The following is a 20,453-nucleotide window of genomic DNA, read 5'->3' on the forward strand; positions in this document are numbered from 1 at the left end:
AAGCAACAATGGCATCACGTCGGGACGAGCTGAATGCGTATTCGTTCGCTCGAAAGCGCACGAATGCGGCATTTCTGAAGCCGCTGCCGAACGGTTCGATCGAGAGCGCCCCCAAGCCACTCAAGGCGGTGGTGCCAGGCATCGTGGTGGGCGTCCTGATTCTCGTGGGATTCGGCGCCTGCGGCATTATCAAGCCGGTTGCGCCGCAGGGGTGGGACACCGTGGGGGCAAATGTCCTCGTCGGTGACGAATCGACCACGCGCTATGTCGTTCTGCCCAATACGGATGCAAACGGCCACAAGCAGAAGCTTCTGCACCCCGTCCTGAATCTCGCCTCGGCAAGGCTCCTTCTCGACCCCGACAAGTTCCAGGTCGTCAAGGTCAAGGAATCCGAGCTGGACGGCAAGCTGTCGCACGGCCCGGCCGTCGGCATCCCGTATGCGCCCGACCGGCTGCCCAACGCCAAGATCGCGGACAAGCCCAAGGTCTGGGCGGTGTGCAACCGTCCCGGCAGCGGCGCCAACAGCAAGCCCCAGCAGTCCGTGTTCGTCCTGGACGGCAAGGACAAGCAGATCGTCGACGACAACAACAAGGGCAAGCTCGACTTCCACCAAGCCCTGTACGTCGAGGACGAGCAGGGCAAGAAGTGGCTGGTCGACCACAACGGGATGGCCTTCCCGTTCGACTCCACGCGCGGAGGATGGACTCCGCAGGGAGGGAAAGAGGCGGGCGACGAGGTCCTGCGCCAGATCGTCTTCGGGGCGAAGGCCGAGCCGCAGAAGGTCACCGACCAGTTCATGGGCACCCTCATCAAGGTCGACAAAGTCCCGATCACCATGCCCATCGTCCCTGGTGTGGGCACCATGACCACGGACAGCCAGGTCCCGGAGAAGGCCAAGAAGGTCGGCTCGCTTCTTGTGGACAGCGACGGCCAGAAGTACGTCGTCCTCAAGGACGGCGTCGAGCAGGTGTCGAACTTCGTCGCCAACCTCCTGGAACAGGGCGAGAACGCGAGCCGCCTGTCCTCGGACCACGAGGCGCTGACTCCCGTGTCGGTCTCCACCGGTATCCAGGCCAAGAAGGACGAGGCTGAGCACCCGGAGGTCTGGTACGGGAAGATCATGGGCTTCCCCTCGCCGTGGCCGACCGAGGACGTCAGCGTGGCGAACGGACAACGCTCCCAGGCCGGCGGCCTGACCACGCCCACGGGCAACGGCGTGTCCTGCAGCGTCTACAAGGGCACCAGCACCAAATACCCCGGCACCGACAAGCTGGGCTACCCCAACGGCGTGCCGGACATGACGACCTGGGTCGGCAAGGACTACCCGGCCAAGATCGCGCCTGGTGCGACCGCGTACGTCACTCCCGGCAGCGGCCTGCTCTACCGCCAGGTGTCCACACCCGCCTCGACCTCCGGCAGCCTGTTCCTGGTCACCGACACCGGTCTGCGCTACTCGATTCCCGAGAACAACGACGGCGGCAACAAGGCCGGCAAGGCGGACCAGGAGCAGGGTCAGTCGCAGCTGCGCCTCGGCTACAAGGGAGCGCATCCGCCGCTGGTCCTGAAGGCGTGGTCCGAACTGCTCTCCGCGGGTCCGTCGCTGGATGCCAACAGCGCCAAGAAGCCACAGGCTTCTTGAGGACAAAGGCCGCGCCGACAGCCCCTGCGCTTGCCGGTGCGGCCCCCTGCCGCATCGCGACCACTGATCTCCCGGTGCCCGGTGGTCTTTTCCTGCCGCTGTGACTTTCGAATTCTGACCGATAGCGACGCATCTGCCCGAATTCCATGAACAGCGCTTTCCAGACGGGTAGTTGACAATGTTGTGATCCCGTCACAAGTCCCCGCCCCCTGTTGGGGGCAGGCGTGCGGAGTGGTTAAAGTGGTCGGAGGCGTCAGCAGGAGACGCCGACCACGCAAGCCGGCTAGCCGGTACGGCGCGGAACAACGTACGAGTCTCATGGGGGACGTTGACTATGGCTGGTCAGCAGTACACAACCACCGAGGAGGAGATGGTCGCGTTCAGCGGCAAGATCTCCTCGGTCAACCAGTCGATCCAGGGCGAGATCTCGCGCCTGAACACGGTCGTCGACACCATCACGTCTGGGTGGAAGGGTGCTGCGGCCACCTCGTACAACCAGCTCCAGTCGCAGGTGAACGAAGACGCCAACCGTCTCAACCAGCTCCTGGGTGAGATCAAGGAAGCGATCGACGAGACCACGAAGAACTACTCCGCCTCCGAAGAGGAGCAGGCCCAGTCGATTTCGCACGTCGCCTCCTCGGCTTCGCCGTTCGGATGATGGGGCCGCGTCGCTGACCGCGGCGCATGGCCCACCGCCGCAGCCCGGGCCAGCCGGCCAGTCCGCCGGCCCGCTGCGGCATGAATCGACCAGGCATCATCAACTCCTGAGGAGACACCATGTCAGGCCAGATCCTCGTTAATTTCGCGACGATCTCGCAGGCCAGTTCCGACGTGCGCGGTACGGCCAACAACATCCGCCAGCAGCTCGACGACCTCGAGGCGGGCGTCAAGAAGATCGCCGCCAGCTGGGAAGGTGCGGCGCAGGAGGGCTACCAGGCCCGCCAGCGCGAGTGGGACCAGCGCGCGGCATCCCTGCACTCGACGCTCGAGGCCATCGCCAAGGCGCTGGACACCGCCGCCCAGAACTACCAGGCCACCGAGCACAAGAACTCCGGTATCTGGGCAGGCTGACCTCGCGTCAGCACAGGTACGGACGGCGATCGGCTGAGCAGCCCCGACGGCTCGCACAGTGGTCAATGAGGGCGAGCGCGCTGCAACAGTGCGCTCGCCCTTCTGCCGTCCATACCGGCCTAGCCCCTGTACCTCCGGTTTTCCTCACCCCTCGTTCCCGCCCCTTTCGCCACACATGGAGAGCAGACAACCCGTGGGATCTCGCGCCATTGGTCATCGAGCCGGGCACCGTCGCCGAGCGGCGGGCGCACTGGTTACGGCGGCGTGCATTGTCGGCCTTTCGGGCGTCATCGCCGCACCGGCGGTCGCGGACGAGAATGTGCCGCTCAACAGCGGTGAGTGCAAATTCGGCGCCGACTACATCAAAGAGACCCCCTGGTCGTTGCAGCGTCTGCTGACCAACCAGCTGTGGGCGAACGGTCGGATGATGGGGCAGGGCATCAAGGTCGCCGTCATCGACACCGGTATCGACGCGGGCAACAAGCAGCTCGCGGGCGCGATCGGCAGCGGCGGAGCGAGCCTGGTCAAGGTCAAGGGCGCCAGCAAGACCCAGGACACGGTGGGCCACGGCACCAAGGTGGCCGGCATCATCGCCGCCCGGCCCATGTCCGGCTCAGGTTTCTACGGAATCGCGCCCAAGGCGACGGTCATCCCCTTCCAGCAGACTACGCAGGAGAAGGCCGGCGACTCGAAGAGCCTCGCCCAGGCCATCAACCTGGCCGTTGCTCAGCACATAAAGATCATCAACATCTCCCAGGGAACCGACGCCAGCCCGGCCCTTCTGCGCCCCCTCGAGGACGCGGTCAGCAACGCCGAGCGGAACGGTGTCCTCATCGTCGCTTCCGCGGGCAACGGCGGAGCCGACGGCGGGGAGAAGAACACCTACCCCGCTGCCTACTCGGACCGGTACTCCAACGTCCTGGCCGTGGCCGCCTCGGACCGTAACAACGAGCGCGCGCCCTTCTCGCAGTCCGGGAAGTTCGTCAATATCGCCGCACCCGGCGTGGAGATGGTCTCCACGGTCCCTGACGGCGGCAACTGCGTGGACCAGGGCACGAGCTTCGCCGCTCCCTACGCCGCCGGAGCCGCGGCCCTCCTCAAGGCCAAGCACCCGGACTGGAAGCCGCAGGAACTGATCTGGCACCTCGAACAGACCGCTGAGCGCGTCAAGAGGGGCCGGGACGACTTCATCGGCTGGGGTGTCATCGATCCGGTCGCGGCCCTCAACGACGACACCAAGCCCACCGGCGAGCCGAAGCCGGACCAGCCCTCCAGCGTGGCCGACGGCTCCAACATCCATCCGGTCGCGGTCACCCTCGGCGAGAGCCCGGAAGACCAACGTGCCCGCATTTCCATCTACATTGTCGGTGGCGGGCTTCTCGCCGTCGGTACGGTTGTAGGGTGCGCCATCGCGCTTCGCGACTGGCGACGGAAGAACGCATAGCAAACACGGGGAGGCCAGGTATGGCTAACGAATCCTATCGCGTTGATCTCGACAGACTCGATGAGGTCGTCAAGAAGCTCAACAACGTGCTCAAGGACATGCAGAGCGCCTCGGGCAAGGCGAAGAGCGGGACCCATCTGCCGGAAGGCGCGCTGGGCAAGGGCTTCGCGGAAGAGGGCGAGCTTCGGCAGACGCATTCCGAGATGAAGACCTTCATTGAGAATGACGTTCTTCATAAACTTGAGCGTCTGATTGATGATCTCCAGAAGAAGACTACGAAGACTCATGGCGCCTACCAGGACCAGGAGCAGGACACGAGCAACGCGATGAAGAGCGGCCAGTCTTCGTCGCACAACAAGTACTCCTGAGCGACAGTGATGAGCTCGCAGAGGAAGAGGGGGCAGGGGCGTGGGTAGTTACGCGGACAACAAGTACGCACCACAGGACCAGTGCTACGCCATCGAGAACACCACGAAGTTCTACAAGATCGACTTCACGTCGCTGAAGGCCATGGTGGCCGATGCGAAGCCGGAGACGGTCGCCGGCGTTGCCCACGCCTGGGAACAGGTGCACAACACGATGGTGGTCGACAACGGCGGTGGCATCCGCGCGTACTTCGACAAAGCCATCGACGAGGTCTTGGAGCACTGGGAGGGCGACGCAGCGAAGGCGTTTCGTGAGCGCGCCAAGAAGCTCAGCGAGAGCATCGGGAACGGTGCTCTGTACGCCAAGCGCGTGAGCGAAGGCATGGGCCGTGCGCATGAGGCTCTGAGCGCGTACAAGCAGCACCTCGACGGCATGGAGATGCCTGACTGGGGCGACCGGGCCTGGGACTGGGCGACCGACCACGTCGACCGCCAGGACAAGAACGCTGACGCCCAGCTGGCCGGCGGCAAGAGCGCGACTCAGGTTGTCGAGGACAACGAAGACGACCTGTCAGCGCAGAAGGAAACCCAGCTGAAGGCTGCGGCGACCATGGAGTACCTGGGCGCCGCCTACAAGACCAATGCGGTAGCTATGGGAAAGCCGCGCGGGAGGGTTGACGAGGACCCGTCCAGCATTCCGCCGCCGGACAACCCGGGTATTCCGCCGGTTCATTACCCTCTGCCGGGGAGCGTCACCAAGCCCAAGGGAATGCCCAAGGGTTCGATGAAGCCCATGGGGCAGGGTCCGGGGTTCTCCAGCGACGGCCTGAAGACGCCGGGGATCAATGGCGGCATCGGCAACACGACGCCGATGCCGGGCAAGGGCTCCTTCACGCCGAGTGTGGGTACGGGGCTTGACAGCTTCACTCCGCCGCAGGGTGTCGGTGGAGGTACCGGTGGTGGTACCGGTGGCGGTGTCGGTGTCCCTGGTGGCATCGGTGGAGGCGCTGGTACCGGCGGCTTGAGCGGTGGTGGCGGCGGCGGCGTGGGCGTGCCGGGCGGCATCGGTGCCGGCGGTATGGCCGGTGGTGCTAAGGGTGGCCGTACCGGTGGGGTTCCCGGTGGCCGTGCCGGCGCTGCTGGTGCCGGCGCCGGAGCAGCCGGCCGTGGTACCGGACGTCCAGGCATGCCCGGTATGGGTGGTGCCGGTGCTGCAGGTGCAAAGGGCGGTGCCAAGGGCGCTGGGGCAGCGGGTCGCGGTGGCGCCCTCGCCCGCCAGAAGGGTGGCCTCATCGGCGGCGCTGCCGGAGGTAAGGGAGCTGGTGGCTCACAAGGCGGCTCGGGTCTGCACCGCAGCCGTGGAGGCGCCCAGTCGGGTGCCGGGGCTTCCGGTAGCCGGCGTCCGGCCGGGATGCCGGGGGCGCATGGTGCCCATGGCGCCAAGGGCAAGGATGACAAGGGGCAGAACGGCGAGCGGCCGGACTACCTGGTTGAGGACGAGGAGACCTGGACAACCGAGCGCAATGTGGCTCCGAAGGTGATTGAGTAGTTAGCCTTCGGGTGTGACAGCGGCGGAAACGAGTTGGGCCCGCAGTCTTCGGGCTGCGGGCCGCAACCTGTTGAGGAGAGGTGTTACAGCATGAGCTTCACGCGGACGCTGCGTGCGGTGGGTGGCGTGGCAGCGGCAGGAGCGCTGCTCTTCACCGCCGCGCCGACTGCTTCGGCGGACTACATCCGGGACGGACAGTGGGCGCTTGACGCGTTCAATCCGCAAAAGGTGTGGAAAGAGTCGACCGGTAAAAACGTCACCGTGGCGGTCATTGACTCGGGTGTCAACGGGGATCACGTTGATCTCAAGGGCAATGTGCTTCCCGGGAAGAGCTTTGCTGGCGATGGCGGTACGGCAGATCATGAAACCGGTGATGATCACGGTACTGCCATGGCTGCTTTGATCGCGGGCCATGGACACGGGCCTAATCGCGCCGATGGAATCATGGGGCTGGCGCCGGATGCGAAAATTCTCCCTATCAAGACCAGGGAAATCGGCGGCGATAATGGCATCGATGGCCCCATTCGGTACGCGGTTGATCACGGCGCAAAGGTCATCAACATGTCCTTTGCCGGTTCCTCTCTGAACGACCTGGAAAAGAGTGCTGTCAGCTACGCTCTCAAGAAGGACGTGCTGCTGGTTGCTGGTTCCGGTAACAATGGCACCAACAAGCCTCTTTACCCTGCTGCGGCGCCCGGCGTGCTGGCAGTAGGGGCGGTGGCGAAGGACGGCAAGGTCCTTGGTCTGTCAAACTATGGCCCCCACATCCGTTTGATTGCTCCTGGCGAGAAGATTTATTCCGCTGGCACTTCCCTGAAGTATCGGCAGGCCTCGGGTACGTCCGACGCAACAGCCTATGTATCGGCCGCCGCAGCCCTCGTCCGCTCGAAGTTCCCGGACCTCACCGCGGGCCAGGTGGCCAATCGCCTCACGAAGACCGCGATCACCCCGGACGGCAAGACGGGCATCAAGTCTCCCGACCCCAAGTACGGCTACGGCGTGATTCGCCCGTACCGGGCCCTCTCGGAGAACATTCCTGCCGGGTCGAAGAACGGGCCGCTCACCATGCCGAAGGATTCTGAGCCTTCTGCCGGTGCGGGTGCGGATGCTCCAGGGAACGAAGCTCAGGGGAGCGCGAGCGAAGAGAAGAGCGGCCTGAGCCCCATCATGGTCATCGGCATCGGTGTCGGCGTGATCGTCGTTCTGGGAATTGTCATCGGTGTGATCGTCGCCAATAAGAAGCGCCGCAATGGTCCGCCTCCTGGTGGCACGGGCTTTGGCGGTCCGGGTGGCGGTGCTGGAGTTCCTCCTCAGCAGCAGTTCGGTGCCTACCCGCAGTCGGGAGGCCCTGGTGCTTACCCGCAGTCGGGAGGCCCCGGTGCTTACCCGCCGGCACCGCCCACTCAGCCTCCGGGGCACTGAGGTGGCACTGAGATCTTCCCGGTCGCTCGTGTCAGGGCCGCGGTCAACGGTCTCTGTGTGAGACAAGGGTTGTATCAGGCGCGGGGCCGCAGTCGACGACTGCGGCCCCGCGCCTCGTTGTCAGAGCGTGGTGCAGCCCCGGTCGGGGCAATCGGAAGGGGCCCACAGCCGAGGAGGCTGTGGGCCCATTTTTGGTGTGACCGTGGGATGCCGGATCAGCCGAAGACCGAGCGGACCTCGTCCGTTACGTCCTGGTGGCGGGTGGCCGCGCCACCTGTGCGGCGGTCGACGTGGCGCTGGCCGGCGTCCAGGCCTCGGTTGGTGAGGTCTTCCTTGGCGTGGTCGACGTAGGTGCTGGGGTCGGCCAGGCTGGTGACGCCGTCGACGTACTCCTTGGCGCCGTCCTTGACGTCGCTGACGTATTCGCCGGCCTTCTCCTTGCCGATGTCGGCGGTTTCGCCCCAGTCGATTCCGTCGCGCTCGCCGAAGTGGCTCTCGATGCTCTGCTCGGCGACGTTCTGGGCCATCTCCGTGCCGGCTTCTTTGGCCTTTTCCTTGGCGCCTTCGACGACCGTTTCCCGGGCGAAGTCCTTGGCGCCCTGGACGACCTTTTCCTTGACGGTTTCCTTGACGGTCGTCTTGACGTAGTCCGCCGCCATCTTGCGGGCTTCCTTGGAAACGGCCTTCTTCGCCATCTTCTTGATGGCGTCCATGGTGGCGTGCTCCATGGCTTTGGTGGCCGCTTCCATGACCTCGCGTTTGATCTTGTCGAGGATCTGGCGGACCATCACGCGGGTCGCCTGGGTGGCGCCGGCCGCGCCGATTTCGGACAGGCCGAGGGTGAAGGGTGCGGCGGCCTGTGCGGCGATGATCTCGGCAGCCAGCATCACGAGTTGGACGATGACCGCGACCTTGCCGGCGAGAACGGCGATGGCGGCCGCGTCGAAGGCGACGGCGATTACTTCAGCCGCGGCTGCGGCATCGCGGAGGTAGTTGTCCCCGCTGTCCCCGCTGCCGGCGAAGGAGCCCCATTCGTTGGAAAAGCCCTCGATCGCTTCGCCGGAGTTGGCGGAGACGACTTCATTGGCTGCCGAAGAGCCCTGGGAGGACGCTTGGTTGACGGACTCGGCGAAGTTGCGCCAGGCCTGAGCGCATTCGTGGAGCTTGTCCTCGTCGGCATCCGGCCAGTTGTAGCCGAGCAGATCCAAGATCCAAGCTACCTCGCTTGGCAGCATCAATGACACAGCGATCGTCCCCCGTGCAGTTGTAGCCGATTGCGGAGTGCAATGGAGAAGGCAGGAACAGGAATGAAGAGCGTGGAGTGGGGCTCAGGAAGTCGGCCCGGACTCATGCGGGGCAGGGTGTGCGTCAGATGGCCGGGCGGCCGACGGCGCTGATGGTGTGGATGCCCTGCTCGTCGGATTCGGTGTACGAGCGCGCCATGTTCTCGAGCTTGTCGCCGATACCTTCGAGGCGCTCGCCGAGGGAGTCCATCGACTTAAACATGCCGTCCCTGATGGGCGTGTAGATCATTTCGAAGGCGTCGCCGAAGTCGCAGTTTTCCCAGGGGCTACCGAGGCCCTCGAGGTCGTCCTGCAGCTTCTTCGATGCCTTGGAGAAATCATCGCCGATGTGGACGAACGCATTGCCCTGTGTGCGCAGAACATCCGGATCGACGTCAAACGCCTTACCTGCCACCATTGCCCCCGATTTCCGGTGTGTCCCGCGCTGTTTCTTGGCGCGATCCTAACGATCCCACATTAGGCGATCTGAACACAGGCATGTCAAGGCGACGGGTGTGGAGGGAACGTGGGCATCTTGATGCCGTAACTCTGGTGAGAATCTGGGGAATTGACCCAGCTGAGGCGTTGGCGAATCTTGTGGATGCGGGGAGGGGAGAGGCGGGGCGGGGAAGGTGTGGGCGCCCCGGCGGCGTACTGAAAGGGCAGGTTAAGTATTGGTAGGGCGTTGGTCAATCGTTTGGAGTGCGGGGGGTGTGGGGCGTAGGGGGTGGCGGACCGGTCGACAGGGAGTTCGAGAGGGGGAGTTCGGGCGGGACCTCGGGTTTGTTGTTGATCGGCCTCGGTTCATTGCCGAGGGGTGGATGCACGGTCAATGACGTGCGGCTTTGCCGTCAACCGCGTGGGTGGAGAAATGATCCGTGGGGGTGGGCGTGGCACGTTGACGGGCGTGTATGGCGGCGGCCGGGAATTTGATCGGGTGCGCAGGCCGGCGGGCGGCGTAATTGCGCGCAGTATGTGCTCGGTTGTTCATCGAGCTGGTGCCGATCTCGAGCGGCGTGGTGATCGTTTTGGATTTCGTCGAGCGGTGGGTGGCGGGCTCGATGTGGCGGGGCGGGTGAAAGAACCGGCCCAGGGGCGGGGCTAGTTGGAGGCGCTGCGCAGGGGAGCGGCGCGCGCGGACGATCATCCGTCCCGTAGCATTCCCGCTCATGGACGCACCCGGCAACGAAGAGCAGCCCGACCCCGAGAGTGGTGAGGGGCTGACGCCACGACAGGCACGGAAGATACGCATCGTCCTGGCCTCGGTGCTGATGGCCGCGATGGCGGTGGTGCTCGTGGTGCGTCTGGCGTCACGTACGTCGGTGCTGGTGGTCGGGGTGTACGGAGCCGCGCTGGTGCTCTGCGGCGTAGTGATCGAACTCAGCCGGAACGGGCGTACCCGGCTCGGCACCTGGCTGCTGGGTATAGGTCTGGCGGCCGCGCTGGCCGCCGACTGGTTGCTGTTGCCCTGACGTCGGCCGGTGGTCCAGGAGGGCGACGGACGGCCTGGCTTGGTGCAGGCATCGTGCCTCGTTCATGACGGACAGAGGCCAGGCCCCTGAACGGGGCCCGACCCGTCACAGCTTTGAGGCCTTGGCCTCAGCCCCGAATCCGGCCTCAGCCCCGAATCCGGCCCCGGCCCGGAGACGCCCCGCGCGCACGCCCCGAAGCCCAGCCGCCCGAAGTAGTCCGCCATTCTCAGTCCGGACCGTGGCGGCGCCGGGCCCCCACCTCAGTCCGGACCGTGGCGGCGCCGGGCCCCCACCCCAGCCCGGACCGGAGCGACGACTGTCAGCCCGGACCAAGGCGACCCCCTCGGCCCGGACCGAACAACCGCCCGACCTCAGAACAACCCCAACCGCCCGACCTCAGAACAACCCGTGCCACATCTGCTCGATGACCAGCGACCACCAGTTGCCGGCGTCATCCAGGGCCCACGAGTCGATCGCCGCGATCTGTTCCTGGAAGGTGGCGACCGCGGTGCCCGCCGCGTGGGGGTCCATGCCCTGCATCTGACGGCGCGTGGTGGTGAGCAGCGCGAGTGAGCGCAGGTACGCGGAGAGGGTGCGGTTGACGAACCGGCCGCCGCCGGAGGACGGCTGGACCGCCCAGACGGTGCCGATCAGGCTCTGGTTCTGCTCCGGAGCGGTGCACTGGACGGCGACGGTGTAGAGGCCGTCCGTGCCGATCCGGACGTAGCCGGCGAGGGTTGCCAGGGTCTGCTCCTGGGCCTCGGTGCCGATCCCGCGCAGATATGTCGCCACGTCGGTGAACATCCCACCGGCCGGCGGGGTGCCGGGCTGGTCCGCGGTGAAGAAGTACGGCACCTGGGCCGGCAGCCCGGACCAGATCAGCGTGCTCTTGGTGGCCTCGGGCAGCTGCGTCGGGGCGAGGTCGTCGGCGTCCGGGCGGCGTACGCCCTCGGGGCCGAAGACCTCCACGAGGTGCTTGCCGAGCGCCACATCCCGCATCTGCGGCGCGGCCTCGACGCCCTGCGGAACCGGCAGCCGGTGCGGCTGCGGCGGCGGCTGCTGGCCCGCCACTTGGTGCATCATCGCGACGTGCCGCAGCAGCCCGGCGATGCCCTCGGCGCGCTCCTCGGGCCGCATGCCGTAGCCCTCGGTGCAGGAGAAGGTGGCGTTCGGGAAGGTGCGGAGGATGAAGTCGCCCGGGTAGCCGCCGGGCAGCAGGGCCGGCCGCAGGTCGGTGTGGACCGCGCGGACGTCCGCGGCGTTCACGCCCAGCCGCCGCAGCTCGTCGTACAGCTGGTACTCGACGGGCGGCTGTCCGGGCGCCGAGACGCGGGCGAGGCTGGTCTCCTCGCCGGTCGAGGGGTCGTTGTAGGTGGCGACGGCGGTGTTGCCGGGTCCGGTGACCGGCGGCCCGGCGGGTTCAGCGGGGGCCGCGTCCGTCCCGGCGCCGTGCTTTTGCTGGTACATCCGTACGACCTCGTCGACGGGTACGGACGGCCATACCGTCAGATCGCCGGATGCCCGGTCGACGACACCGCATGCGGCGCCGACCTCGGCGGGCGGGCGGCGCTGCCCGGTCTCCGGGTCGACCTCCGGGGGCGGCGGTACGGCCCACACCACCCAGCCGAGGTCGAACTCCTCCATGGCCACCTCACGCGGCGGGCCCTGATGACCTTCGGGGTTGAGCCAGCGGGCGGCGGTGGCCTGTGCCTGCGCCTGGGTGATCACGAGTGGTCTCCTTCGAGGCCGTGGGAAGCGTCGGCATCAGCGGTGCCGGCGCGCTGGGCCGGCACGGTGGGGGTGGTGGCGGGGACGGCCGCGATGATCTGCCGGGCGGTCACGCCGCGCTCGGTGGCGACGACGAGCACACCGTCCGGCGAGAGATCGGCGCCGGTGATCGGGGAGTCGGAGAGCAGCGCGGCCACCACCTTCTGGCTCGTGCGGGCCCAGATCCGCAGATAGTCGGCGCCGTGGCTGAGCCCGAAGGGCGCCGCCGCCACTGCCTCCTCCGAGGGGCGCAGCACCTGCGACGGGTCGGCGTCGAGATAGCCGGGGGCCAGCAGATCGTGGAGGAGGAGGGCCGGTCCGCCGTTCTCGGGCGCCTCGCCGTCCGGGCCGGGCACCGGACGCGATCCGGGGGTGCCCACGGGGACGACGAGGGCGGCGACGGGGCGTGTGGCGGCGGTGCCACCGGGTGCCGGGGCCGGGCTCTCGCCGCCCTCGGTCGCATCCGCTGCGGCGCCGTCCGCGCCCTCCAGAGGCAGCGAGCCGGTCGTCACGGCGCGGACACCGGTCAGTGGCACGCTCCAGAGCGTGCGCCACGGCAGGGCGAAGCCGAGCGTGTGCAGCGCCTCCGCGTACGGCGCCAGCCCGTCCTCGACGAAGGCGCTCTCCAGGAGCGCCGCCCGCAGGTCGGCCGGCGCCTGGGAGCGGGTGAGCAGCGGGGCGATGCGCAGGTACGTACGGGCCGGTGCGCCGAGCTGTTCGAGCGGTACGGCTTCGATGGCGGTCCGCAGCGTCACCGGGTCGGCGTGTGCGAACAGGCCCGGGTCGGTGAGGAGTTGGGGGAGCAGACCGGCTTCGAGGGTGTGTGCCGCGAGATGGTCGCGGATGTACGGATCGGCCTGGGACCAGTCCTGCTGGGGCACGGCTTCGAGCAGCGCCATGGCGAGCTTGGTCTGCGCGTCGCGGACGTCGGGCAGGCCGGAGCGGATCTCCTCGGCGATACCGGGGTGCATCAGGCGCAGCAGCGTACGGCCGTCGCCGGGGCCGTCGGCCCCGTCCTCGTCGGCGTCACCGCTGTCGCCGTCGCCGTCGCCGTCCTCGTCCTGGGAAGCCCCGACCGGCTCGATGAACGGCGCGGCCAGCAGCATGCCGTCGGCGATGTCCTGGCTCAGGTCCCGTCCGGCGACCGCGTTCGCCAGCGCGCCCCACAGCTGGACGGGCAGGCCCTCGCCCTCGGCGAACGCGAGCGGAGCCAGCATCAGCCGCAGGGTCTGCGGATCGGCGCCCAGCCGGCGGGCGTGCAGATCGAGTGCCTCGCCGACGCTGCCGGGCAGCAGGGAAGCGTCCGCCGGGTCGAAGCCGTCGGGCTGCATGAGCACCGACTGCACGGCGAGCTGGAGGGTCAGCCGACTGCCGTCCGCGCGCTGTGCCATCGCCTCGGCGAGCGCCCGGCGCCCGGACGGGTCGGTGGTGTACGGGAGTTGGGGCGCCCCGAACTCGGGGTTGAGCGCGGTGTCGGCGTGCCGTACCAGGCCCTTGGGGTCGGCCCACTCGGGCGCGTCGAGGTCGATGATCCGGACCTGCCCGTGCGGCAGCGCCTCGGCCAGCTCCGCCGCCAGTTCGCGCGGCACATCGGCGAGCAGCTGAACCGTTTCGGTGGCGGCGAGCGGCTTGAGCACGTCCCGTACGAGGCGCGCCGGCTCGTGCGCGGCGCGTACCGGACCGGCCTGGTCGACGTCCGGCACCACGATCGTCACCGGCTCTTCACGAGCGGCGAGTTCGGTGAAGATGTCCTCGCTGCGGTCGGCGCTCAGGTCGAAGTGATCGGCGAGCAGCCACAGCACCTGGGCCGCGGTGAGTCCCGTGGGGCTCGGCACGGCGGGCGCCGGAAGCTCCGGAGGCACCGTCGCCGGGTCCAGGTCGTCCAGCGGCAGCCGCTTGCGGTAGTCGGGGTCGCACATCATCAGGAAGCCGGTGACCAGGCGCGAACACCCGCTGCCCGGGTTTCCGGTGAGCACGATGACGCGCGGCGCACCGGGCCACCGCATACGCCAGGCCGCGAGCGCGCGGAGCGCGGCGGTGCGGCCGCCGATGTACGGATGCGGTGCATATCCGGCCGTTGCGGCGGTTCTTTCGTCTGAGGCGCTCATGGCTTCCTCGTCCCCCATCAATCCCGCTCTCCACCTTCGTGGATTCGTGCGTGTACCGGCTCGATCTTATGATCCGGGCCGCGCGCACGGGACGGCGCGGGGCCGGCTGTTCCGGAACTGGAACACGCAGGCCGGGGCGGGTGTGCGGGCTGTCGCGTCGGTGACTCGTGGGGCGAGCGTGATGACGGTTGTCCCCGTGGCCCGTTGTGGAGAAAACGAGATCGCCTTGTGCGGAAAGGAAGCAGATCTACCCTCTGCCCGATTTACTCCGGCGGCGGATCTGCTTTCTTCCGTATCGGCTCTTTGAACTCTCTGAACGCTATGAACTCTTTGAACTGATTTCGGCGACCGTAAGCCGGCGTAAGAGGAGAGGAATTACGTCCAGCCGCCGAGCCGTCGGTCCACTGGGCGCCGGGTGGCCGGGGCGATCACCCCGGACCGCCCGCCCGTGATCCGGTCAGCCCCGGTGGCTGCGGCCACCGCGCCGCGGGGCGGTCACGATGTTGCCCGACGGACCGTCGCGCTCGGCGCGCTCCTGGTCTTCCTTCTCTTCCTGCTCCTTCTGCCAGGCGGCGAACTTCTCGCGCGACTCCTCGCGCTCGGCCATCGTCTGGTCCTCCGCGGCCCGCCGGATCTGGTTCATCCGGTCGCCCAGCGCGTCCATGTACCCCGGCGTCTCGATGGCGTCCTTCATGCCGATGCGGCCGGAGAGCACCTCCTGGGCCATCTCCTGGAGCTTGCCGCCGACATTGGGGTTCTCCGCCAGGACCTTCAGTGCCTTCCGCAGCCGGTGCGCCTGCTCCGGATCCTGGGCGACGTCCATCAGGTCCTCGTCCTGGATCTGCCGCTCATTGCTCATGTCTGCCCCCTTGAACGTGGTGGCACAGCAACCGCATGTGCTGCACCGGCGTCCTGAGTCTAATGACGGATGTGAACAGGTCGTCAAGGCGGGGGTTGTCGGTATTGCCGCATATTGCTCCGTATGCATTCCATGGTCCGCCGGCCGGCCGCTCCACTGAGGGCTTCGGGCCTATTGCGGGTGTGCTAGACCTGAGGCGATGTTGGCAGGCAGCTGTCATTCAATTCGGGGAGAAATGATGTCCGACGAAGTCCGGCTCAGTACGGAGGAGTTGCACAAGCTAGGTGCGACCTTCGAGATTCGCGCGGAAGAACTGAGCCGGCAGCTGGCCGCATTCAGACGGCGGGCGGATGCCGAGGCCCTGCGGGACGGATTCGGCAGCCACGAGGCGGCCCGTCCGTACCGTGAGCTGTACGAGCAGGCCGAACACGCCCTCGTGCAGCTGCAACAGCGGCTCGCCGAGGTCGGCAGCGGCATCAAGGAGACCGTCGCGAACACGCAGGCGGCCGAGGACGAGATGGTCGAGATGATGCGGAGCGTCAAGTGAGCGAGCGACGCAACCCCGAGGCACTGCACGAAGCGGCGGCCGGCTGGCGGGAGATGGGCAAGCACCTCGACGGCCTCGTACGCGACCTGGACCGGCACGTCGGCACCGCCGCCGCGGCCAACTGGCACGGCCCGGCGGGCGAGGCGTTCGCGGGGGAGTGGCACCGCCTCAAGCGGTCCGTCGACGACTCGCTGCCGGCCTTCGAACTGGCCGCGGCGGACCTGGAGACCGCCGCGGCGCAGCCGGACGACAACGACGCGCACGGCGAGCAGCACGAGGCGTCGTCCGCCAACAGCTCCTCCAGAGGCTCGCAGTCGTCCTCCGGCCCCGAGCTCGCCTACGGCTTCATGGCGCTCGGCCAGCTCGCCAACGGCCTCGGCGGCGCGTTCGGCAAGCGCGGCGGAGGCGGCGGCCAGCGCCAGGGACCGGTCGTACGGCACCAGTGGGAGACCTCCACGGCGGCGCACGGGCCCGACCCGTTCGGACCGGCGCAGGCCGGCGAGGCCAAGACCCGCGGCGGCGAGGGCCTCGCCAAGGGCGTACGGACCCAGCCGGCCGGCGCGGAGCCGGCCCCGGGCGACGAGCGGGACCCGAAGGCCAAACCGGAGAAGAAGGGCGCGGACTCCAATCCCGCCGTCCTTGCCGCCCCTGCCGCCGCGGCCGAGCCCAAGGGCGCCCCGGCGTCCGGGGGCGAGGCCGGGCCCGACACCACCCAGCACGGCGCCTTCGGCTGACGCACACAGGCCGGCACGCCGACGCGGACGTACCGGGCGCACAGACGAAACGGCGGTGGGGCGCCCCTCCCAGGAGGGACGCCCCACCGCCGTTGTGCGTGTGGCCGGTCAGCGGCCGTTCGCCGGCAGCCAGCCCGTCTGGACCAGCTGCGCACCGCGCTTACGCGTGATGAACGTCGCCCGTCCGGGCGTCAGGCTCTGGCCCTTGATGTTGCCCATCAGCGGGCCCTCGGCCGGGTCGGCCGAGAGGATCAGACCCTGCGCACCGAGCTCCTTGGTGCGCTGCATCACGGGCTCGAACGAGGACCGTCCGGCACCCGAGGAGCTGCGCGCGATGATCAGGCGCAGACCCAGGTCACGGGCGAACGGCAGGTACTCCAGCAGCGGCTGCAGCGGGTTGCCGCTGCTGGTCGCCACCAGGTCGTAGTCGTCCACGATCACGAACGCGTCCGGCAGGTCGTACCAGCTGCGGTTGCGCAGCTGCTCCGGCGTGACGTCCGGCCCGGGCATCCGTCGGCCCAGCGAACCGGCCAGACCGCTGATGACCTCCTGCAGCTGCGGTCCCGCGGCGCAGTACTTGTACAGATGGCTCTCGGGGACCTCGCCGAGCAGCGCACGGCGGTAGTCGGAGACCACCATCAGCGCCTTGTCGGAGGGGTACCGCTCGGCGATCTGCTTGGTCAGCAGACGCAGCAGCGACGACTTGCCCGACTCGCTCTCGCCGTAGATGACCAGCAGCGGGTCGGTCTCGAAGTCGATGAACGCCGGCGACAGCGTGGTCTCGTCGACACCGATCGCGATGCCGTGCTCCGGGTAGTCGCTGCCCTTGGGCAGCTCGTTGACGTGCAGCATCGTCGGCAGCATCCGCACCTTGGGGGCGGGCTCGTGCTGCCAGTGCTCGCTGACCGTCGACACCAGGTTCGCAATGCCGTCGCTGAGCGTCTCCGGGTCGCTCATCCCGTCCAGACGCGGCAGCGCCGCCAGGAAGTCGAGCTTCTCGGGGGACATACCGCGACCCGGCTTGCCCATCGGGACGTTCTCCGCGCGCTTGCGGTCGAACTCCGACTCCATCGGGTCACCCAGGCGCAGCTCGACGCGGTTGAGGAGCTGGTCGCGCAGCGCGGGCCGCACCTCGGTGTAGCGCGCGCCGGCGATGATCAGGTGGACACCGAAACCGAGACCCCGGGCGGCGATGTCCAGGATCACCGGGTCCATCTGCTCGTAGTCGGTCTTGAACGTCGCCCAGCCGTCGATGACCAGGAAGACGTCGCCCCACTTCTGGTCGGGGAAGGCGCCCGAGGCCCGCCGCTGGCGGTAGGTCCCGATCGAGTCGATGCTGTTGGCCCGGAAGAACTCCTCGCGCTCGTTGAGGATCCCGACGACCTCGGAGACCGTACGGCGCACCTTCTCCGCGTCCAGACGCGAGGCGACACCGCCGACGTGCGGCAGCCCCTCCATGGTCAGCATGCCGCCGCCGCCGAAGTCGAGGCAGTAGAACTGCACTTCGGACGGGGTGTGGGTGAGCGCGAACGAGGCGATCGCGGACCGGATCAGCGTGGACTTGCCGGACTGCGGACCACCCACGACCAGACCGTGACCGGCACCGGCGGAGAAGTCCAGGTACATCACGTCACGACGCTGCTCGAACGGCTTGTCCACCAGCGCGACCGGCACCACGAGCTTGCCGAGCGCGGTGTACTCCGGCGCGTGCACACCCCGTTCGGGCGTGACCGCGAGCGCCGGCAGCAGCTGGTTGACCGTCGGCGGCTCGTCCAGCGGCGGCAGCCACACCTGGTGCGCCGGCGGGCCCTGGCCCTGCATGCGCTGGACGATGACGTCCAGCACGGTGTCGGCGAGCGCGTCGTCCTGCTCCGGCTCGACCGGCTCGATGGGGGTGGGGTCCTCGATGATCTGCTCGATGACCGGGGCTGCCGTGAACGGCACCGGCATCCGCGTCGTACGGCGGCCGCCGGGGCCACCGCCGGCACCCGGGCCGCGGTACGGACCGGAGACATACGCGGCCTTGAACTGGACCATCGTCTCGGTGTCGTACTTCAGGATGCCGGAACCGGGAACGTTCGGCAGGTGGTAGGCGTCCGGCACACCGATCGCGGTCCGCGACTCGGCCGCGGAGAACGTCCGCAGACCCAGCCGGTAGGACAGGAAGGTGTCCAGACCGCGCAGCTTGCCCTCTTCCAGACGCTGCGAGGCGAGCAGCATGTGCACACCCATCGAACGGCCGATACGGCCGATCTGGATGAACATGTCGATGAAGTCGGGCTTGGCGGTCAGCAGCTCGGAGAACTCGTCGAGCACCATCACCAGCGACGGCAGCGGGTCCAGCGGGGCACCCGCGGCACGCGCCTTCTCGTAGTCGGTGATGTTGGCGTAGTTGCCCGCCGAGCGCAGCAGCTCCTGACGGCGCTGGAGTTCACCGGTGATCGAGTCGCGCATGCGGTCGATCAGTGTGACGTCCTCACCGAGGTTGGTGATGACCGCCGCGACGTGCGGCATCTCCGACATACCGGTGAAGGTGGCGCCACCCTTGAAGTCCGCGAGGATGAAGTTGAGGGTCTCCGAGGAGTGCGTGACCGCGAGCGCGAGCACCAGGGTGCGCAGCACCTCGGACTTACCGGAACCGGTCGCACCGACACACAGTCCGTGCGGGCCCATGCCCTCCTGCGAGGCCTCCTTGATGTCGAGCATGACGGGCTGGCCGTCCTTGTCGACACCGATCGGCACCCGCAGCCGCTCGTGCAGCGTCCGCGGCCGCCACGTACGCGACACATCGACGGAACCGGCGTCACCGATGTTCATCAGGTCGGTGAAGTCCAGGTTCGACAGCAGCGGCTCCTCGCCGTCCGCACCGGAACCCGCCCGCAGCGGGGCCAGCTGACGCGCCAGCGCCTCCGCCTCGGGGATCGACAGGGTGTCGCAGACACCGTGGTAGACCGCGCCGCTGGCCGACTCCAGCACCAGCTTGCCCGGCCACACTTGTACGGCCAGACCGCCGCGGATCTCGTCCAGATCGCCCGGTACGACCTCCAGGATGGTGACGCCCTGCAGGCCCTCGGCCCCGGCGATCACCGAGTCCATCGGCACCTCGCCGCCGTCCAGCACGAGCACCACATGCGGGGTGTCGGTCACCGGAGTGCCCTGCGGGTTGAACCGCCCACGGCCCTCCAGGTCGTCCGCCAGCAGTTCCTCGATCTCACCGAGGTCGCCGACCACCAGCCGGCGCGAACCCGCACCGTCGGTGGTCTTGTCCTGCACCTGCGGCAGCCACTTCGTCCACTCCCACTCCGCCTGCGCACCGGGCGCGGCGACGACCGCCACCACCAGGTCCTCGGGCGAATGCAGGGTGCAGAGCTGGGCGATGATGGCGCGGGAGGCGCCGTAGACCGTGTCCGGGTCACCGGAGACGGTCAGGTGGTAGAAGGCGCGCAGCGAAACCGCCAGCGGCAGGTTGTCCAAATGGCCGTGCTTGTCGAGGAATTCCTTCATCGCATGCGCGGTGAGCGGCTCCAGCTCGTCGACCGGAGCGGTCTCCGGAGCCCTGAGCGGAGTGGACAGCTGCTGCGGCCCGAGCCCCAGACGTACCTGTCCGAAGTCCGGATCGGTCGCCCGGCGTTCCCATACCCGTTTGCCCTCGGCCACGATGGACCACAGCTGGCTCGGGTCGGGATGGGTGAACAGCTGCGCGTCCCGCTGCTTGCGCGCGGTGCGCCGTACCTCTTTCCGCTTCTGCGTAAGGTACTTGAGGTAATCCTGGCGCTCCTGAACCATTTGCCCGGAAGGCCCTTGCCGAGCCTTGACGATCTGTACGATCGCCATTGCCAGGGTGGACGCCACCATAAAGCCGCCCATGATTTTCATGAACGGCTGGTTCCCCATGAACAAGAAACCCGCCGAGGACGCCATACCCATCATGGGCATCAGGGTCATCAGCATGTTCTCTGATTCGCCCTCACGCGGAAGCTCCGGAGGCGCCTCGAGTGTCACCTCCTCCGAGGGGACTTCGGGTGGCAGCGCGCGGGGCGGGCGCTTGACGATGACAACGCTCACCGAGGCATCAGTCCTTCATGCATGTCGCAGACTCGGACCGCCCCCGTTGGTTCGACGGTCCCCCGAGCCAAGTCCTTGGCCCGACGCAGGCGTTGATCCTACTGTTAAGCGTCAAGTCTCGGGGTGG

At 67.9% G+C, this 20,453-nt stretch carries 16 protein-coding genes; 10 read left to right on the forward strand and 6 right to left on the reverse strand.

Features of this window, described 5'->3' with window-relative positions; all coding sequences use genetic code 11:
• The first annotated feature begins 8 nt into the window (after positions 1–8).
• The 7 genes from KI385_RS32110 (at position 9) to KI385_RS32140 (ending at position 7,491) form a co-directional block, all read left to right on the forward strand.
• On the forward strand, positions 9–1,640 hold the full coding sequence (locus KI385_RS32110) for a type VII secretion protein EccB (RefSeq protein ID WP_238575572.1): 1,632 nt from the start codon (positions 9–11) through the stop codon (positions 1,638–1,640).
• Between the two features lie 334 nt (positions 1,641–1,974).
• The gene (locus KI385_RS32115) at positions 1,975–2,298 is read left to right on the forward strand and encodes a WXG100 family type VII secretion target (protein ID WP_128509347.1); all 324 of its coding nucleotides are present in this window, start codon (positions 1,975–1,977) and stop codon (positions 2,296–2,298) included.
• Between the two features lie 119 nt (positions 2,299–2,417).
• Positions 2,418–2,711 carry a WXG100 family type VII secretion target gene (locus tag KI385_RS32120; RefSeq protein WP_128509348.1) on the forward strand — a complete coding sequence of 98 codons (294 nt, stop codon included), beginning with the start codon at positions 2,418–2,420 and terminating at the stop codon, positions 2,709–2,711.
• A 319-nt stretch (positions 2,712–3,030) separates the two neighbouring features.
• Entirely contained in the window at positions 3,031–4,155 is a 1,125-nt protein-coding gene (gene mycP, locus KI385_RS32125) for a type VII secretion-associated serine protease mycosin (RefSeq protein ID WP_238575573.1), read from the forward strand.
• A gap of 20 nt (positions 4,156–4,175) precedes the next feature.
• Positions 4,176–4,523 (forward strand): hypothetical protein, encoded by a 348-nt coding sequence (locus tag KI385_RS32130; protein WP_238575574.1) that lies wholly within the window; start codon positions 4,176–4,178, stop codon positions 4,521–4,523.
• A 40-nt stretch (positions 4,524–4,563) separates the two neighbouring features.
• Entirely contained in the window at positions 4,564–6,069 is a 1,506-nt protein-coding gene (locus KI385_RS32135; protein WP_238575575.1) for a hypothetical protein, read from the forward strand.
• A 90-nt stretch (positions 6,070–6,159) separates the two neighbouring features.
• Positions 6,160–7,491 (forward strand): S8 family serine peptidase, encoded by a 1,332-nt coding sequence (locus KI385_RS32140; protein WP_238575576.1) that lies wholly within the window; start codon positions 6,160–6,162, stop codon positions 7,489–7,491.
• A gap of 215 nt (positions 7,492–7,706) precedes the next feature.
• Here KI385_RS32140 and KI385_RS32145 read toward each other — a convergent pair whose 3' ends face one another.
• Together KI385_RS32145 and KI385_RS32150 are read right to left on the reverse strand one after the other, a co-directional pair.
• Positions 7,707–8,699 carry a WXG100-like domain-containing protein gene (locus KI385_RS32145; RefSeq protein WP_238575577.1) on the reverse strand — a complete coding sequence of 331 codons (993 nt, stop codon included), beginning with the start codon at positions 8,697–8,699 and terminating at the stop codon, positions 7,707–7,709.
• Positions 8,700–8,859: 160 nt separating this feature from the next.
• Positions 8,860–9,192 carry a WXG100 family type VII secretion target gene (locus KI385_RS32150; RefSeq protein ID WP_128511216.1) on the reverse strand — a complete coding sequence of 111 codons (333 nt, stop codon included), beginning with the start codon at positions 9,190–9,192 and terminating at the stop codon, positions 8,860–8,862.
• A gap of 751 nt (positions 9,193–9,943) precedes the next feature.
• Here KI385_RS32150 and KI385_RS32155 point away from each other — a divergent pair.
• The gene (locus tag KI385_RS32155; RefSeq protein ID WP_238575578.1) at positions 9,944–10,246 is read left to right on the forward strand and encodes a hypothetical protein; all 303 of its coding nucleotides are present in this window, start codon (positions 9,944–9,946) and stop codon (positions 10,244–10,246) included.
• 396 nt (positions 10,247–10,642) lie between these two features.
• Here KI385_RS32155 and KI385_RS32160 read toward each other — a convergent pair whose 3' ends face one another.
• The 3 genes from KI385_RS32160 to KI385_RS32170 form a co-directional block, all read right to left on the reverse strand.
• Entirely contained in the window at positions 10,643–11,974 is a 1,332-nt protein-coding gene (locus KI385_RS32160) for an SUKH-4 family immunity protein (protein WP_238575579.1), read from the reverse strand.
• On the reverse strand, positions 11,971–14,121 hold the full coding sequence (locus KI385_RS32165; RefSeq protein ID WP_238575580.1) for an ATP-binding protein: 2,151 nt from the start codon (positions 14,119–14,121) through the stop codon (positions 11,971–11,973). Before KI385_RS32165 ends, KI385_RS32160 begins: the two co-directional genes overlap by 4 nt.
• A 457-nt stretch (positions 14,122–14,578) precedes the next feature.
• Positions 14,579–14,980 (reverse strand): TEL2 family protein, encoded by a 402-nt coding sequence (locus KI385_RS32170; protein WP_238575581.1) that lies wholly within the window; start codon positions 14,978–14,980, stop codon positions 14,579–14,581.
• A 238-nt stretch (positions 14,981–15,218) separates the two neighbouring features.
• On the opposite strand from KI385_RS32170, the gene KI385_RS32175 reads away from it, so the two are divergent.
• Positions 15,219–15,527 carry a hypothetical protein gene (locus KI385_RS32175; protein ID WP_128511211.1) on the forward strand — a complete coding sequence of 103 codons (309 nt, stop codon included), beginning with the start codon at positions 15,219–15,221 and terminating at the stop codon, positions 15,525–15,527.
• Positions 15,524–16,261 (forward strand): WXG100 family type VII secretion target, encoded by a 738-nt coding sequence (locus tag KI385_RS32180; RefSeq protein ID WP_238575582.1) that lies wholly within the window; start codon positions 15,524–15,526, stop codon positions 16,259–16,261. Before KI385_RS32175 ends, KI385_RS32180 begins: the two co-directional genes overlap by 4 nt.
• 108 nt (positions 16,262–16,369) lie before the next feature.
• Here KI385_RS32180 and eccCa read toward each other — a convergent pair whose 3' ends face one another.
• Positions 16,370–20,326 carry a type VII secretion protein EccCa gene (gene eccCa / locus KI385_RS32185; RefSeq protein ID WP_238575583.1) on the reverse strand — a complete coding sequence of 1,319 codons (3,957 nt, stop codon included), beginning with the start codon at positions 20,324–20,326 and terminating at the stop codon, positions 16,370–16,372.
• Between the last annotated feature and the right edge of the window lie 127 nt (positions 20,327–20,453).

The sequence above is a fragment of the Streptomyces inhibens genome (assembly GCF_022221585.1).
Lineage (GTDB): Bacteria > Actinomycetota > Actinomycetes > Streptomycetales > Streptomycetaceae > Streptomyces > Streptomyces inhibens.

Excerpts from the sequence above, each read along its gene's own strand:
- KI385_RS32110 (WP_238575572.1), top strand. The coding sequence starts at position 9 with ATGGCATCACGTCGGGACGAGCTGAATGCGTATTCGTTCGCTCGAAAG.
- KI385_RS32115 (WP_128509347.1), top strand. The coding sequence starts at position 1,975 with ATGGCTGGTCAGCAGTACACAACCACCGAGGAGGAGATGGTCGCGTTC.
- KI385_RS32120 (WP_128509348.1), top strand. The coding sequence starts at position 2,418 with ATGTCAGGCCAGATCCTCGTTAATTTCGCGACGATCTCGCAGGCCAGT.
- KI385_RS32130 (WP_238575574.1), top strand. The coding sequence starts at position 4,176 with ATGGCTAACGAATCCTATCGCGTTGATCTCGACAGACTCGATGAGGTC.
- KI385_RS32140 (WP_238575576.1), top strand. The coding sequence starts at position 6,160 with ATGAGCTTCACGCGGACGCTGCGTGCGGTGGGTGGCGTGGCAGCGGCA.
- KI385_RS32150 (WP_128511216.1), bottom strand. The coding sequence starts at position 9,192 with ATGGTGGCAGGTAAGGCGTTTGACGTCGATCCGGATGTTCTGCGCACA.
- KI385_RS32155 (WP_238575578.1), top strand. The coding sequence starts at position 9,944 with ATGGACGCACCCGGCAACGAAGAGCAGCCCGACCCCGAGAGTGGTGAG.
- KI385_RS32165 (WP_238575580.1), bottom strand. The coding sequence starts at position 14,121 with ATGAGCGCCTCAGACGAAAGAACCGCCGCAACGGCCGGATATGCACCG.
- KI385_RS32170 (WP_238575581.1), bottom strand. The coding sequence starts at position 14,980 with ATGAGCAATGAGCGGCAGATCCAGGACGAGGACCTGATGGACGTCGCC.
- KI385_RS32175 (WP_128511211.1), top strand. The coding sequence starts at position 15,219 with ATGTCCGACGAAGTCCGGCTCAGTACGGAGGAGTTGCACAAGCTAGGT.